The organism is Peribacillus muralis (assembly GCF_001439925.1).
Taxonomy (GTDB): domain Bacteria; phylum Bacillota; class Bacilli; order Bacillales; family DSM-1321; genus Peribacillus; species Peribacillus muralis.
The window spans coordinates 146034-162229 of sequence record NZ_LMBV01000004.1; the positions used below are offsets into that span (position 1 = coordinate 146034).

The 16196-nt window shown below is 42.2% G+C and carries 12 protein-coding genes and 1 riboswitch; of the genes, 9 read left to right on the top strand and 3 right to left on the bottom strand.

Features of this window, described 5'->3' with window-relative positions; genetic code table 11:
* Positions 1-28: 28 nt before the first annotated feature.
* Positions 29-583 carry a GNAT family N-acetyltransferase gene (locus ASU00_RS07260; RefSeq protein ID WP_057912790.1) on the bottom strand — a complete coding sequence of 185 codons (555 nt, stop codon included), beginning with the start codon at positions 581-583 and terminating at the stop codon, positions 29-31.
* Between the two features lie 352 nt (positions 584-935).
* Positions 936-1718, bottom strand: coding sequence for an undecaprenyl-diphosphate phosphatase (locus tag ASU00_RS07265; RefSeq protein WP_057912791.1), 783 nt, complete (start codon positions 1716-1718; stop codon positions 936-938).
* 209 nt (positions 1719-1927) lie between these two features.
* On the opposite strand from ASU00_RS07265, the gene ASU00_RS07275 reads away from it, so the two are divergent.
* The 5 genes from ASU00_RS07275 (at position 1928) to dapF (ending at position 6481) form a co-directional block, all read left to right on the top strand.
* Positions 1928-2248 carry a DUF4870 domain-containing protein gene (locus tag ASU00_RS07275; RefSeq protein ID WP_057912793.1) on the top strand — a complete coding sequence of 107 codons (321 nt, stop codon included), beginning with the start codon at positions 1928-1930 and terminating at the stop codon, positions 2246-2248.
* Positions 2249-2416: 168 nt separating this feature from the next.
* Complete coding sequence (locus ASU00_RS07280) at positions 2417-3211, top strand: hypothetical protein (protein WP_057912794.1); 795 nt, start codon at positions 2417-2419, stop codon at positions 3209-3211.
* Between the two features lie 81 nt (positions 3212-3292).
* Positions 3293-3865: a beta-class carbonic anhydrase gene (locus ASU00_RS07285; RefSeq protein ID WP_057912795.1), complete on the top strand. Its 573-nt coding sequence runs from the start codon at positions 3293-3295 to the stop codon at positions 3863-3865.
* Between the two features lie 151 nt (positions 3866-4016).
* On the top strand, positions 4017-5318 hold the full coding sequence (locus ASU00_RS07290; RefSeq protein WP_057912796.1) for an NCS2 family permease: 1302 nt from the start codon (positions 4017-4019) through the stop codon (positions 5316-5318).
* A gap of 176 nt (positions 5319-5494) precedes the next feature.
* Positions 5495-6481: a diaminopimelate epimerase gene (dapF, locus tag ASU00_RS07295; RefSeq protein WP_057912797.1), complete on the top strand. Its 987-nt coding sequence runs from the start codon at positions 5495-5497 to the stop codon at positions 6479-6481.
* Positions 6482-6654: 173 nt separating this feature from the next.
* Here the strand turns inward: dapF and ASU00_RS07300 are convergent, their stop codons facing one another.
* Positions 6655-8502, bottom strand: coding sequence for a DNA ligase D (locus ASU00_RS07300; RefSeq protein WP_057912798.1), 1848 nt, complete (start codon positions 8500-8502; stop codon positions 6655-6657).
* Between the two features lie 151 nt (positions 8503-8653).
* Here ASU00_RS07300 and ku point away from each other — a divergent pair, with 151 nt between their 5' ends.
* The 4 genes from ku to metH all read left to right on the top strand — a co-directional run bounded on the left by ku (position 8654) and on the right by metH (position 16158).
* Positions 8654-9496 (top strand): non-homologous end joining protein Ku, encoded by an 843-nt coding sequence (gene ku, locus ASU00_RS07305; RefSeq protein ID WP_057912799.1) that lies wholly within the window; start codon positions 8654-8656, stop codon positions 9494-9496.
* Between the two features lie 408 nt (positions 9497-9904).
* Complete coding sequence (locus tag ASU00_RS07310) at positions 9905-10555, top strand: MOSC domain-containing protein (protein WP_057912800.1); 651 nt, start codon at positions 9905-9907, stop codon at positions 10553-10555.
* A gap of 111 nt (positions 10556-10666) precedes the next feature.
* Positions 10667-10765, top strand: a riboswitch (SAM riboswitch).
* Positions 10766-10868: 103 nt separating this feature from the next.
* Positions 10869-12716: a bifunctional homocysteine S-methyltransferase/methylenetetrahydrofolate reductase gene (locus tag ASU00_RS07315; protein ID WP_057912801.1), complete on the top strand. Its 1848-nt coding sequence runs from the start codon at positions 10869-10871 to the stop codon at positions 12714-12716.
* Positions 12709-16158 carry a methionine synthase gene (gene metH / locus ASU00_RS07320; protein ID WP_057912802.1) on the top strand — a complete coding sequence of 1150 codons (3450 nt, stop codon included), beginning with the start codon at positions 12709-12711 and terminating at the stop codon, positions 16156-16158. The genes ASU00_RS07315 and metH overlap by 8 nt, the downstream gene beginning before the upstream one ends.
* Positions 16159-16196: the final 38 nt, after the last annotated feature.

Consider the following 16196-nt stretch of genomic DNA (forward strand, 5'->3'; position numbering starts at 1 on the left):
TTCATTAACAAATTAACCGATCCGTTGATTATGCTTCGAGTAATTGCTGTTCGTCATCATCATGCTGCCTAAGGATATGCAAGGTATATAGGTCTTTAGGAATTTCAAACAAATCGAAGATATCTCCTTCATGATTGATTTGATCATAAAGGGACTTCCTTGTATCGTTGGCATTGACGGCATAGGGAAGCTTTTCTGCGGCTTTAATCGAGCGGATATTTTTTTTGCGGATACGCATGAACACCATTTCCAGGCCGAGCTCGAAGAAAAGCTCTTTAAAGAATGCGTCTTTTGCGATGGCATTATACCCTTTTCCATGATAAGACTTGCCAAGCCAAGTGCCTAAGAAACCTGCACCATTTTCAATATCGTATAAAGAAATGCAACCGATTGGGTTCTCCCATTCGTCCAGGATTGTTCGTGAAATGAGTTCACCGGATTCTTCTGCCTCGATCGTTTGCTTAGTAATGAAAACATATTCTTCATATGAATCTACTTTATGGCGCACGAAAGGGAAGACATCTGGATGCGTCATTTGTTCATAAAGAGAAAAACAATCTGAGAAATCTCTCTTTTTTAACATTTCCGTCCCTCCGTTTGAGGGCAGTTCTTATGCGTAGTCGCTGCCCACCCTCGAAATTTTTTAAGTCGTTCATCAAAAAATTTCGGGGTGGGAATCGAACCCACTAGAACCGGAAACCGGTGGCGCACCATTTGCCTTCCCTATTTTTATTGTCAGAAATTATGCGAATCTAAAGAAGCTTACGAAGGTATAATACTAAAAAAAATTCGGTTTGGGAATAGGTTTTTTGCCTTTTTTTTTCGTCAAATTCCAACTTTTTTTTATAGGGTGAAATTGGAAGGAAAACGCTTGTTTTTTACCTTGAAAAACTGATTTATCCGCCTGCTTTTTTAAGGAAACTTGGATGCATTCCTTAAAACTTTCCTGTGTATTGCATGAATAAAATGATTGCTCCAAGCGCCCATACGTAAATGGAAAATATTTTAAGCGATCGCTTCTTTAAGAAATCGATCATCCATACCACGGCGATATAACCAAAGATGGCTGCAGCCAGGGTTCCGACAAAAAGGGCAGTGATGGGAAGCCGTTCAACCTCTCCCGTAAAGATTGGTTTCATCTGGAATACAATGCCACCCGTAATGGCAGGAATCGAAAGCAAAAAGGAAAAATAGGCGGCGGTGGCCCTATCCAATCTGCAGAAGAGACCAGCAGCAATCGTAAGGCCTGAACGCGAGAGCGCAGGCATGATCGCAGCAGCTTGGAAGGTTCCAATGATCAAGGCATCTTTTACGGAAATGTCATTCAAGGATTTTCCTCCTTTTTTAATGCCGTCCGCTACCCATAAAATCAGTCCGGTCGCTAAAAATTCCCAACCAATGGTCACGCCCGTTTTTGAAAGGCCATCAAACCAATCGCTGAGTACTAGGCCGGCAATCACTGCAGGGATCGTCCCGGCAAGGAGAACCAAGGTCAGTTTGGAGAAAGGGTTCTTCAAAATGGAAAGAATGTCATGCTTATAGACGACCAATAATGCCAGCAATGTTCCGATATGCAGCATGGTATCGAGAAAAATGCCGGCCTCATCAAGATGGAATAAATGTCTTCCCAAATACAAATGTCCGGTGCTTGAAATAGGTAAAAATTCAGTCAGGCCTTGAATGATTCCAAGGATGAAGGCCTGGAATTCGTTTAGCAAAAATCATCACTCCTTTCCTGAAGATATCGGACAATCCATTATGTTATTTTTATGCACGAACTGGATGAACATGTCCTGATATTTCCTCATGAAGGATTTATGAAAAATAGGTTCTCTCCCATGCGTCTTTTCGAATAAAATGAAAAGAAAATGAAACCATTTTTCATTTGATTCGTAATTATTCATATACGAGAGGAGGAGAAGACACTATGCCCACTAAAGATGAAAGAGTGTTTGCTGCCCTTATATATGTGATCAGCTTTTTCACTGCATTTATCGGTCCTTTAGTGATTTGGTTAATAAAAAAGGACTCATCACAATTTGTGGATTATCATGGAAGGGAATACTTGAATTTTTTCATTTCCTACACGATATATTCAATCGTTGCCGGGTTACTCACGTTAGTCTTGGTTGGTTTCTTGATATTGCCGGTTATCGGTATAGCATTAATTATATTCACGATCATCGCTGCCATTAGGGCTTATGAAGGAACGGATTACAGGTTTCCGTTGATTTTCAGGATATTATAGCAAGACCAAAAAAGGATCCCGTACCTATCGGGATCCTTTTTTTCATCTGGTCGGCGCCGGGAGAATATAAAAAGGGAATTCTTCATAAGAACGCGAATTAAGATAGTAGGATATTTATTTGAATAGGCATGGAGCTTTCATTGTAAGGAGTGAGAAGCAGAATAGATTATGAATATACGTGAATACTATCAAAAAACGAGCAATTCCAATTTTCATGCTTCCTGGATATCTCTTGGTTTGGCCGTTGTTTTTTTCATTGGCCATGTGATTAATATGATACCTGGCCCTATTTTATTGATTACGGCTCCTTTCATTTTTTTTAGCATTGCCCAATATATCATCCATCGAATATATGAAAGTCGAATCAAGGAATTGCCCGATGATCTATTTGGGACGAATGCCGATTTGTTGGATGCTGAACATATATTGCTGAAGTTCCTGCCAGCACCGACATTGCGGCTGCTTCTCTTTGCGTCGGATGGTTCGCTTATGGGGGAAGTCCGGGATAGGAATATGAGGTGGTTCATGTGGATGATACCTAATTTCTTATCGATGCTTTTGCCCAAGCGATATGAATTAGTCGATCATGAGGGGCGTCTACTTGCGAAGTATCATATCAAAATGGGGCTATTCAATAATATGTCAATTATGAATGAAGATGGAGGCCTCATCGGTTCCTATCAAGAAAAAAGAACCTTCGTGAAAATCGAGGGAATGATTTACAAGGAGGATGGGATGGAATGGATGCCCGTTCATACGCCGGGAAGTTTAACTTCATTTGAAATTGCGACTAATGATGGGGAAAAAATCGTTTCCTACCAACAAGGGTGGATGCCTTTCGAGTGGGGAAGACGATTTAAGGCAAATACACCTATCCTTACCTTTTCAGCTCATGTTGAGGAAATACCTAGATTCATCATCCTCGGGTTCTGTGCCGCCACCTTAAATCACCATTCAAATTGACTAAAACGATACTCTTTAGTAAATCTAATGATTATTTGATATAATCATAGAGAAATAATTACATCAAAAAGGGTGGTACATATGAGTTTACTTAATGAGATTCTGGATTATAATGAGCAGTTTGTAGAAAAAGGGGAATATGTTAAGTATAAAACTGATAAATTTCCCGAGAAACGAATGGTCATCATAAGTTGCATGGACACAAGGCTCGTTGAGCTGTTGCCAAAATCGATGAATGTCAAAAATGGCGATGTAAAAATATTGAAGACTGCAGGGGCAATCGTTTCCCACCCATTTGGAAGTGTGATGCGGAGTATCTTGATTGCGATTTATGAGCTGAAGGCCGATGAAGTATTGGTCATACCTCACCATGACTGTGGGATGGCCTCTGTCGACGCAGATTCTGTAGTTGAAAAGATGGTCGAACGTGATATTCCTAAGAACACCATCGATACACTCGGAGCTGCAGGAATCGATATCCGCAGCTGGCTTCGCGGGTTTGATGATGTTTATGAAAGTTGTAAAAACAGCGTGGAAGTAATAAAAGGCCATCCTTTGATCCCTAAAAATATTCCTGTACATGGACTCATCATTTCCCCTAATACAGGAAAGCTAGAATTGGTAGTCGACGGATATGCAGAGGTACAAAAATAAGTTAACTTGTAATGCCGGATTTAATTCCGGCAGTTTTCTTTTACTTTTAACAATTCTATTTATTTTTGCCAGTATTTTTGTTAAAATCGCCAAGTGTAGTTTGTCACTTAAACAAACGGGTGGGCGAGGGATAATTTAATAAGGATACAACATGAAGAAACTAAACTTGGAAGCCCTTTTTCATTTTTCCAACTATGGGACGAATGGAAAACGAGAAATTCTTGCCGGAGTTGTCGGTTATTTTACGATAGTTTATATCCTCATCGTGAATTCCCTGATTTTATCGGAAGCGGGCATACCGATTAATGGTGCAGTCATTGCCACCATTCTTTTATCCGCCGTTAGCTGCATCATGATAGGAATTTGGGCGAATGTCCCAATCCTACTCGTTCCAGGCATGGGCGTGAATGCACTATTTGCTTATACGATGGTCCAAGGGATGGGTTTATCCTGGCAATCGGCGCTCGGTGCTGTATTTATTTCGGGAGTCATTTTTGTAATCATTGCCTTTACTAAATACTCCAGGATAATTAGTGATTCGATACCAAGTTCACTGAAAGAAGCCATATCTGTTGGCTTGGGCTTATTCTTGATGCTGATTGGACTCGAAAAGGGCGGTATTATCACGGAAGGTTCAACCTCCATCATCGCACTGGGAGATTTAAGCAATCCGGCCGTATGTGCGACGGTGCTGACCTTTTTACTGGCCATTACGCTATTCATCAAGAATGTCCCGGGTAATTTCATGATCACGATCCTGGCAGGCAGTCTTATTGCGTACTTGTGCGGGACGGTTCAACTATCGGATATCCATTTTTCAGGTATGGACACAGCTTCATATGGCGATCTTTTCTTTTCATTATCGTTCATGCAAGCGGACCGAATCGAATTTTGGATAAGTGTCTTTGCGATGACGATGGTTCTTGTCTTTGAAAATATCGGACTCGTACACGGACATGTAGACAGTATCAACCGCCAGGATTCCTATAAAAAGTCGTTGAAGGCGACGAGTGTTTCCGTTCTGTTATCAGGTATTTTCGGTTCAAGTCCTACGGTTGCGACAGTTGAAACGGCTGCTGGAATTGCTTCTGGAGGCAGGACCGGGTTTACCTCAATTGTGACAGGCTTGCTTTTCATCCTTTCATTGCTATTTATCCCCGTGATAAAAGTGATTCCGGATAGCGCCATCGCGCCGATATTAATCATAATTGGCATGTTGATGCTAGGAAACATCAAAAGATTGGATTTCAGCGATCTTACCGAGAGTGTACCTGCCATCATGATCATTACGATCATTCCATTCACGTACAGTATTGCTGATGGAATGGCATTCGGTTTCATTCTCTATCCATTCTTGAAGCTTGTTACCGGAAAAGCGAGAGAAGTTTCAACCCCGATGTATGTGAGTGCAGCTTTGTTTATCGTCTATTTCATCATCGGTTTAATCGATTAATACTTTAGGAAGAGCGGTTGGTATGGGGGATTTCCCCTACCAGCGGCTCTTTTTCGCATCGTTAAAAAATTGGATTTATTAACTTTACGCGATGACATAACTATTCTGAAGATGCTATGATATAGAATATTGAAAAAAATGATAAATGACATGTATATTTTTAAGGATGTGACAGGATGATTATTGAAGGATTAAAAAGCCATGGCTCAGGTAATGATTTCTTAATACTTGATGAATTGACCACGAACTTGACGTTTACTGAACTAGAAAGAGAAAATATGGCGAAGGCACTCTGCAATAGGGGAAGGCTTGGAGCGGACGGTATTTTGTTTGTGATGAAAAGTGAACATGCTGATTGCCGGATGCGTGTTTTTAATGCAGATGGATCGGAAGCATCCATGTGCGGAAATGGACTCCGCTGTGTGGCAAGGTATGCACATGATGTTCTTGGACTCGACAAACTGATCGTCGAAACGATGAAAGCAAATTTACTCGTTGAAAAAACGGAGGATATTTATAAGGGGATTCCAACGTTCAAGGTAGAGATATCCCCCGTCAGCTTTAATGTGAAGGACCTACCACTCATCATTGAAAAAGAAACGTTGCAAAACGAGACATTGCCGCAGCTTCATCATTCCCTATTGTTTTCGGCATTGGCGGTTCCTAATCCGCATTTAATTACCCTCGTCGATGCGGCAATCTTAAAAAGCGACCTTCAAGCGGACCTTTCCGCGAAGGTCAATCGACCGAATGAGCTTTTCCCAGATGGCGTCAATGTCAGTTTTGTGAAACCACTGGAACCAGGCAGCATTTATGTACGGACCTTTGAACGGGGTGTAGGTTTCACGAATGCTTGTGGAACCGCGATGTCGGCTTCTAGCCTAGTAACCTGCTCTGTCGGATTGAATGACTTGGAGCAAGAAATTTCCGTATACAATAACGGCGGAAAAGTTAAATGCGTCGTCCATCATGATCAAGAAAATCTAACCTATTCCATTGACTTAATCGGGAACGCAACCTATGAATTCAAAGTAACGCTTGAAATAGACAAAAATCATCCTGAACAATTCGAAATACTGGAAAAACACGAATTCGAAGAAGAAACAAGCTTATATGCCAAACTGCAAGATGAAGTACAAAGCTATTTGCAAACGGCATTATAAAGAGTAGACAAAAAAGGGGCGGAATCAATTGATTCCGCCCCTTTTTTTGAAGCGGTCGATCTTAAACAAGCAGCTTATCAAGCGGATGACTAGCGAAGTAACGCCCGAAATTCATGAGAGAGCGCCACTCCAGTAGAGAGGCCGCTCGTAATGCCAAATTCGCGAGTAAAACGCTAATGTAATTTTTTATTTTGCTTGAGAAAGGACAGTACATCATGAAACGCAGGGCCATTATTGACGTGGCGATATTGCATGAATGCACAGCCATTTCTTTTAATCCGGTTTGGAACGGTATCAATCGTAAAGTCCTTTAACTGGAGGTCTTCGTTCACTTCCTCCCAAAATAAAGGTGTAGCCACACCGGCGAAATCATTCCCTCGTGGGGAATAAGGTACTATGATGGTTTTTCCTTCACTGTGCTGAATAAAGTCCAAGTAAAGGCGATTATGCCGATTCACTTTCAATCTTTCCATTGTAAAATCATTGGGGTGAGAACTTGTTAAGTAATGACCGAGAAAATCTGTGAAAATCCGTGTGTCTTGATAAGTGAATTGGTCTACAGGCAGCGGGATGTGAATTTGCAGCCCTTTGTTGCCTGACGTTTTCACAAAAGCATGAATCTTCAATGAGTCCATTACCTTTTTTATTTCTTGTGCTGCTTTTATCGCAAGTGAAAAGTATTCGATTGAAGGGGGATCCAAGTCCAAGACGATTTCATCCGGTTTGGTTTTTCCCGCTTGTTGAAATGGGGCATGAAATTCCAATGCCAGTTGGTTGCCAAACCATAGAAGCGTTTCAACATCGTTACAAAGGATATACTCAATATCCTCTTCCTTAAACGTTTTAATGAAATCCGGCGCATAATCAGGTTTGTTCTTCTGGAAAAACCTATCTTGATCCATAGTGCCATGAGGATACCTGATCGTCGTCAACAGTTTATTCTTTAAGAAAGGCAAGAAGAAAGCGGATACCTCACGTAAATAATGAAGGTATTCTACTTTAATCAGGCTTTTTCCAGCCGTTATCCATAAGGGTTTATCTCGGGAGGTTATTTGGACGGTCTCAGGAAAGGTATACTGACTCATTATGAATTTCTCCCACGTGCAATCTGTTGGAGCCATTTGCAATAGCCATTGGGAGAACTGGGGTTCACGCAATTCATTTTCCTCATAAACGTGTAAGTATTGAACTTCAATGCAAATGGAAGGGTGAATAAAAAAAAACTGTGCGTTCTCTCCTGAGGCATTTTGCTTGATCAGGTCATATAAGATTTTTTTATTTTGGGCACTCAGACCATTTTTGACACTGCCGACTTTCGTTACTGTGCCTTCCTTGAATACTCCAAGGGAAACGTAGCCGTTTTCTTTATGCAATGCCGTGATGAAACAGGAAAGGGTCTTCCAGTTCTTAACCTTAATCCAAGCGGTGGTTCGCTTCCCTTCTTGCCAAGTTCCTCGTTTTTCCTTCGCAACTACGCCCTCGCCATCTAATAGGGTTACCTTGTTTAGTGCCATATCCAAACAATCGAAGCTCTCGATTATTTGTACTAAAGCTTTACTCCGAGGGTCAGGAGGCATAGGGAGGCCGGTTTTCTCCCCCATCTTCACCATCAAATCCCTGCGATCTTTCATGGATTGACCACTGACATCCTTTCCTCTGATACGAAGTAGATCAAACGCGATAAACCTGCAGGGGGAATGATAAGCATTTTCAGTAATTAATGATTGGTTCCGAAGACGGCCACGCCACTGGATTTGAACAAAATCTGCTTTTGCTTGATTGGTCAACCAGACCAATTCTCCATCCAACTGTAACGGAAGATACGCTTCAAGACCCTTTTCTTTAATGAAGGCAATGACTTCCGGAAATAAAGGGGATAGTTCTTTTTCATTTCGACTCTTCATGCTAATCGAATCGGAGTCAATCGTTAAAATGGCTCTAAAGCCGTCATACTTGACTTCATAACGCCAATCGTTGGAGTCGGGCGCTTCTGGATAATAAGTTGGCAGCATCGGTTTCATTTTGAATAACACCTTCCGCAAATAAATGATTAACATTATTTTGCCAAAAAAACAAAGGGTTAGAGTTGGCAAATTTTTATTCGGTTTTTTCTATACAAAGGGGAATAATAATAGTGTTCTCTATTTAAAAATAAGTTATGAGGTGACCCATATGCATACAATGTGGAAGGGGAGCATATCATTCGGTTTGGTGAACATCCCAATTAAACTTCATGCGGCAACGGAAGATAAGGATATATCGTTACGGACGCTGCATAAGGAATGTCATTCACCAATCAAATATGAAAAAGTTTGTCCGGTCTGCCAGAAAGAAGTGGGTAAAGATGATATTGTCCGCGCTTTTGAATATACAAAAGGAAAGTTTGTCGTTTTGGAGGAAAATGAACTAGAACAGCTAAAAAAACAAAATGAAGAAAAAGCTGTGGAAATCGTCGATTTCGTGAAAATAGAGGAAATAGATCCAATCTATTTTAACCGCAGTTATTATATGTCCCCCAATGACGGAGGAATAAAGGCGTATTCTCTTTTACGACAAGCGCTTAAGGAATCCAATAAGGTAGGGATCGCGAAAATCATCATCCGCTCAAAAGAACAAATGGCAGTCATTCGGGTCGTAGGTAATACCCTCGTGATGGAAACGATTCATTATCCAGATGAAGTCCGCTCTGCGACGGATGTTCCGAACATCCCTGCAAATGATACGATCGTAAAAAAAGAAATTGATACAGCCGTGCTGTTAATTGATCAATTAACGTCGACGTTCGAACCAACTAAATACACGGATGATTATCGAACCGCGTTACTTGAGCTGATTGAATCAAAGAAAACGGGACAGAAGGCTATTACCGCCAAAACAACGGAACCGGTCGCAAACAATGTAACCGATTTAATGGAGGCGTTGCAAGCTTCCATTGACCGAACGAAACATGAAGAACCGGAAAAGAAAACAACCACCCGTAAGAAGGCGGCACCGAAAAAAAAGAAACAAGCATAATACACACTAAAAGCCAAGCAGAGTAGAAATGCGTCGCTTGGCTTTTAGTGTGTATTTTAATTTTAAGCGGAAATAATTTGCAGGGCAAAAAAAAATCGCTCCCAAAAGAGCGACAATGAGGAATTCAAACGTGAAATCAACATATAGGCGAACCGTTGTAGTTTTCGACTATATATTGTGTTCATATTCTACCATATTTAATTCTGAAATAGCAACAAAATTACGAAAACTAACGGATGATTTTATTTGGAATAACATGATATTTCAGCCAATTTTAAGGTGGAAGTCCTTTTTCTATTTCTTGTATTTGGTATATTATTCTAAATTACTATAGAATGAAATGGGTTTTTAGTATAATTTAATCATATAAGGAAGTTATGTATGAAATAAGGAGTGGAAGTGGTAAGCATGGTAAACAAGAAAATAGTTTCACTTCAAGTCGGTAAGCCAAAACAAGAGACATTCGCGGATGTTAACATTTTTTCCGCCATGAATAAACAAGCGATGGATACAGTGACCGTAACAAAATCGGGGATAATGGGTGATGGGGTAGGCAATGAAACGTTTCATGGAGGTCCTGATCGTGTTGTCTGCTTTTATCCCTATGAACATTACGCTTTATGGGAAGAGAAATTCCCAATACAGCTGGATATTCCTGCGTTTGGTGAAAATATAACAGTGGCGGGGATGACCGAAGATACTACATATATAGGGGATATCTATCAAATAGGCGATGCAATCGTTCAAATTAACCAAGGCAGGATTCCATGTTCGACTATCTCCCATTTTAACCGCGAGACACGTTTACTGAAAGCAGTCATGAAAACGGGTTTGACTGGTTATTTTGCTCGTGTCATCCAAGAGGGAACGATAAAGAGCCAAGATGAAATCGTTTTACTCGAACGCTTGCAACAAAAAATCTCAGTACGATACGCGACAGAGGTGATCCTTCATGGAAGGGATGGGTTGGAAGGAGCTTATGCCCTACTTGCCTTGGATTACCTTGCGGACGACTGGAAACAACGGGTTATAAAGCGTGTTCAAGCTGCAAAAGATTGAAAGAATTATTAGAAAAGTATAAAAATGATGATTAAGGTATTGAAATTGACAGAGTATTAATGTAAATTTAAATATAATTAAATGTTGAAATGTTAAGAAAATTTTATATCGATCTTATCGAGAGAGGTGGAGGGACTGGCCCGAAGAAACCTCAGCAACCAGCTTAGGCAAAGGTGCTAAATCCAGCAAGCGGAGCTTGATAGATGAGGAGAATGTTTCAAAAAACCTTCTTCTTTGAGAAGGTTTTTTTCCTTTTCTCTCATACTCATAAAAAACGACAAAAACAGGATTGTTTTTGAGAGAGGGTGTAATGATGGATTTTCGTAAAGAATTGAAAGAAAGAATGCTGGTTGGTGAAGGGGCAATGGGGACTTTATTGTATTCCCATGGTATCGATCAATGTTATGAGGAATTAAACTGTACGAATCCAGATCAAATCGAATCGATCCACCGGGCCTATTTGGAGGCAGGCGCAGATATTCTACAATCCAATACGTACGGAGCCAACTTCAACAAGTTGAAGCGGCATGGCCTAGAAGAAGAAGTTAGCAGGATCAATCGCCAGGGAGTCATCCTTGCAAAAAAAGCGGCAAAAGGCAGAGCATTTGTCTTCGGTACTATCGGTGCGCAGCGGAGTATAAGAAAATCGGATTTAAGCATCGAGGAAATAAAGCGGGGCTTTCGTGAACAGCTATACAGCTTGCTGATGGAAAACCCGGATGGGATTCTTCTGGAAACATTTTATGACCTCGAAGAACTGGAAACCGTGCTGCAAATCGTGAAAAAAGAAACGGAACTGCCCATCATCGCCAATGTTTCGATGCATGAATTGGGCAATCTTCAAAATGGAATCCATTTGAACGAAGCATTTCAAAAACTTGAGCAATTAGGCGCTGATGTCGTTGGAGTGAATTGTCGACTTGGCCCACACCATATGATTCGTTCCTTGGAAGAAGTGAACCTGCCAAAGCATGCTTCGATTGCCATATATCCCAATGCCAGCCTCCCGGATTATGTCGACGGCAGGCTCGTTTACAAAGCGGTGCCTGAATACTTCGGCTCGAGTGCCCTCGACTTACGCAAGCAAGGTGCTACGATCATAGGCGGATGCTGTGGAACGACTCCGTTGCATATTCAAGCTGTAAAGGATGCGATTGGAAATCTGGTACCTGTAAAAGAAAAATTCACGAAATCTCGTCAGATAGAAATTATTGAAGTGAATGATAGGGAGTGGGAAGTTCCGCTTTACGAAAAAGCCAAAACGGAAAGGACGATTCTTGTTGAACTTGATCCTCCGAAAAAGTTGGGGATAGAAACTTTCATGGCTGGTGCGGAGGTTTTGAAAAATGCAGGAGTCGATTCCATAACATTAGCGGATAATTCACTTGCTTCACCAAGGATATCGAATGATGCCCTGGCTAATATACTGAAAAACCAATTGAATATAAAGCCAATGGTGCATATAACATGCCGTGACCGGAATTTGATTGGCCTGCAGTCCCATTTAATGGGCTTACAAACTGTGGGGCTGAACGAGATATTGATCATCACCGGAGACCCCTCTAAGATCGGGGACTTCCCTGGTGCCACTTCGGTTTATGATTTATCCTCCTTTGACTTGATAAGCATGGTCAAACAATTTAATGAAGGCCTTTCCTATTCAGGTCAAAGTTTGGGTCAACGGGCAAATTTCAAGATTGCCGCCGCGTTTAATCCCAATGTGAAGTACTTGGATAAAGCGGTGCAGCGTATGGAAAAGAAAATTGCCTGTGGTGCTCAATCCTTTTTGACACAGCCCATTTATTCAGTCGAACAGATTGAAGAGGTCCATGAAGCGACCAAACATTTGGAAACGCCGATCTTCATCGGTATCATGCCGTTAACAAGCACTCGTAATGCCGAATTCATCCATAATGAAATCCCAGGCATTAAATTGCCTGACAATGTTAGAAGGGCAATGGCTTTAGCAGGGAATGACCCTGTAAAGGCAAGATTAGAAGGTGTATCCATCGCGCGGGAGCTAGTGGACGCAGCAAGAGATAAATTCAAGGGGATTTATTTAATTACTCCTTTCCTTCGTTTTGAAATGACAGCGGAACTTACGAAACATATAAGAAAAGTCGATAGTATACCAACATCAGAGGTGGCAGTTCATGAATAAAAAAGCGATACAAGAACAGTTAAATGTCAAAATCCTCCTACTTGATGGGGCGATGGGCACCATGCTTCAGGCAGAGAATTTGACAGAAGCGGATTTTGGCGGTGAACAGTTCGAGGGCTGCAATGAATATTTATCACTGACACAACCGGAGCTTATCCAATCGATCCATGAAACCTACTTGGCAGCAGGTGCCGATATCATTGAGACGAATACTTTTGGGGCGACTAGTATCGTGCTTGAGGAATATCAAATAAGTACGCTTGCTTACAAGCTTAATAAAATTTCCGCAGAGCTTGCCGTCCAAGCTTGTGAAAAATATTCAAACGACAGCTGGCCAAGATATGTAGCAGGCTCGATGGGACCCACGACAAAAACATTATCCGTTACAGGGGGAACGACCTTCGATATTTTGACCGATTCTTATGAGGAGCAGGCACTCGGCCTCTTGGACGGAGGGGTGGACCTTCTACTGGTGGAAACGTGTCAGGATATGCTTAATGTCAAGGCTGCCTTTTCCGGGATTAAAGGCGCCTTTGCCAAAACCGGCAAAGAAGTCCCTGTCATGATTTCTGGTACGATCGAACCGATGGGCACCACACTTGCCGGCCAGTCGATAGAGGCTTTCTATTTATCGGTCGAGCATATGAAGCCTGTTGCAGTCGGCCTGAATTGTGCAACAGGTCCGGAATTCATGATCGATCATATCCGGACACTTGCAGAGATTTCAAACAGTGCCATCAGTTGTTACCCGAATGCCGGGCTACCGGATGAGGAGGGACACTATCATGAGTCACCGGCTTCACTTGCAGAAAAAATGAAGCAATTTGCCGAAAAGGGCTGGGTCAATATCATAGGCGGTTGCTGCGGTACTACACCCGAGCACATAAGAGAGCTTTCTAAGGTCCTTAATGGCTTGCAGCCGCGTGTAACGACTGAATCTGCACATGGTCATGCCGTATCAGGGATAGAGCCGCTCATTTATGATGATTCCATGCGTCCATTATTTGTAGGTGAGAGAACGAATGTTATCGGATCGCGGAAATTCAAGGAGCTGATCCGTGGAAAGCATTACGAGCCAGCAGCCGAAATTGCACGTGCCCAAGTGAAAAAAGGTGCACATGTAATTGATATTTGTCTCGCAGACCCAGATGGGGATGAGCTTGGGGATATGAAAGAGTTCGTGGAAGAGGTCGTTAAAAAGGTGAAGGTACCATTGGTCATCGATACGACGGATGAAGCGGTCCTTGAGCAAGCATTGAAGCATTCACAAGGAAAATCGATCATTAATTCCATAAACCTGGAAGATGGAGAAGAACGCTTTGAAAAAATCGTACCATTTATCCATCAATATGGTGCAGCCGTCGTCGTCGGGACCATCGACGAAATTGGAATGGCCGTCGATGCTGAACGGAAAATCGAAGTGGCCACCCGTTCTGTCGATTTGCTTGTTAATAAATATGGACTGAACAAAAGTGATATCATTTTTGATCCGCTCGTATTTCCTGTCGGTACAGGAGATGAACAATACATCGGCTCGGCATTGGAAACGGTGAAAGGCATTAAGGCTATTAAAGATAAGTTTCCGGAATGCTTAACGATACTCGGGATTTCGAATGTTTCATTCGGTCTGCCAGCCCGGGGAAGGGAAATCCTGAATGCCGTTTTTCTTTACCATTGTACAAAGGCAGGACTCGATTATGCGATTGTAAATACGGAAAAGCTTGAACGCTTTGCCTTGATACCTGAAGATGAAGTGAAATTGGCTGAGGCACTCCTATTCGAGACATCCAGTGAAACCTTGGCGATCTTTACTGAATTTTATCGTGGTAAAAAGGCGGAGAAGAAAGATGACGGCATTATCTTGCCATTGAACGAGCGTTTGGGGAACTATATCATTGAAGGAACGAAGGAAGGCTTAATTGAAGACTTAAATAAGGCCATTGAGCGCGGCGATGCTCCACTGGAAATCATCAATGGGCCATTGATGGCTGGAATGAGTGAAGTAGGCCGATTATTCAACGACAATCAGCTTATCGTCGCAGAAGTGCTTCAAAGCGCCGAGGCGATGAAGGCGGCAGTGTCCCATCTTGAGCCATTAATGGAGAACGCCGAAGACAGCGCAAAGAAAGGGAAGATCCTTTTGGCTACTGTCAAGGGGGATGTGCATGATATCGGCAAGAACCTAGTGGATATCATCCTTTCAAATAATGGCTATGAAGTCATTGATCTTGGTATTAAGGTTGCGCCGCAGCAAATCATCGAAGAAGTTCGAAAACATGAGCCAACGATCATAGGCCTATCAGGTTTACTTGTTAAATCGGCACAGCAAATGGTCTTGACGGCTCAAGATTTAAAACAAGCGGGGATAGATACCCCGATCTTGGTTGGAGGGGCGGCCTTATCCCGTAAATTCACCGATTTTAAAATATCACCAGAGTATGGCGGCCCAGTGCTTTATTCCAAGGATGCAATGGATGGGTTGGCGGTTACGAATATTTTACATGATACGAATAAAAAAGTGATGTATTTGGAGGAGCTGGTCGAGAAACGGGAAGTATCGAAAGCGAATGCCGCCATCGCTGCCACAATGGAGAAGCCGGTGCGAAAGCCATCGAAAGCTGCCCCTATAAGCCACGCACCTGTTCAAAAGCCGCGTGATATCAAGCGGCACGTTTTGAAAAACTATCCCTTGGATGTCATTCAGCCGTACATTAATCGGCAAATGCTGATTGGGCATCATTTGGGGCTAAAGGGTAAGGTAGCGGAGCTGCTTAAGCAAGGGAATGAAAAAGCAGTGCAGCTGAATGATCTCGTCGATGAACTGATTGAATTCCTAAAAACGGAACCGAATTATGGGTTGAATGCCATTTATCAATTCTTCCCTGCCCAAAGTGATGGGGACAGGCTCTTGGTTTATAACCCCGATAATCAGGTAGAGGTGTTGGAAACGTTTGATTTTCCACGACAGGATACGAATCCACATCTTTGTTTAGCGGATTTCGCCAAACCCGTCTCATCGGGGGAAATGGATTATGTTGGGTTTTTCCTTGTGACAGCCGGTAAGGGAATAAGAAAATGGGCAGAAAAACTAAAGCTTGAAGGTGATTTCCTGAAAAATCATGCCCTGCAATCACTTGCTCTTGAAACGGCTGAAGGCTTTGCAGAAAGAATTCACCAATTGATGCGTGATGATTTAGGCATAAGCGATCCGATTGAGATGTCGATGAAAGAGCGGTTTGCAGCTAAATATACGGGGCAGAGGTTTTCATTTGGTTATCCCGCTTGCCCCAATCTCGAAGATCAGGAGAAGCTTTTCCGCTTGTTACGACCTCAAGATATTGGTGTCGAATTGACTGAAGGATGCATGATGGAGCCTGAGGCCTCCGTTTCTGCGATAGTTTTTGCTCATCCGGAAGCTCGTTACTTCAATGTCGATCGATAAATGCAATGGATAAGGCAGCGGTATTTTTTACCGCTGCT

Coding starts and splice junctions, on each gene's coding strand:
- ASU00_RS07260 (WP_057912790.1), bottom strand. CDS start 583: ATGTTAAAAAAGAGAGATTTCTCAGATTGTTTTTCTCTTTATGAACAA.
- ASU00_RS07275 (WP_057912793.1), top strand. CDS start 1,928: ATGCCCACTAAAGATGAAAGAGTGTTTGCTGCCCTTATATATGTGATC.
- ASU00_RS07280 (WP_057912794.1), top strand. CDS start 2,417: ATGAATATACGTGAATACTATCAAAAAACGAGCAATTCCAATTTTCAT.
- ASU00_RS07285 (WP_057912795.1), top strand. CDS start 3,293: ATGAGTTTACTTAATGAGATTCTGGATTATAATGAGCAGTTTGTAGAA.
- ASU00_RS07290 (WP_057912796.1), top strand. CDS start 4,017: ATGAAGAAACTAAACTTGGAAGCCCTTTTTCATTTTTCCAACTATGGG.
- dapF (WP_057912797.1), top strand. CDS start 5,495: ATGATTATTGAAGGATTAAAAAGCCATGGCTCAGGTAATGATTTCTTA.
- ASU00_RS07300 (WP_057912798.1), bottom strand. CDS start 8,502: ATGAAACCGATGCTGCCAACTTATTATCCAGAAGCGCCCGACTCCAAC.
- ku (WP_057912799.1), top strand. CDS start 8,654: ATGCATACAATGTGGAAGGGGAGCATATCATTCGGTTTGGTGAACATC.
- ASU00_RS07310 (WP_057912800.1), top strand. CDS start 9,905: ATGGTAAACAAGAAAATAGTTTCACTTCAAGTCGGTAAGCCAAAACAA.
- ASU00_RS07315 (WP_057912801.1), top strand. CDS start 10,869: ATGGATTTTCGTAAAGAATTGAAAGAAAGAATGCTGGTTGGTGAAGGG.
- metH (WP_057912802.1), top strand. CDS start 12,709: ATGAATAAAAAAGCGATACAAGAACAGTTAAATGTCAAAATCCTCCTA.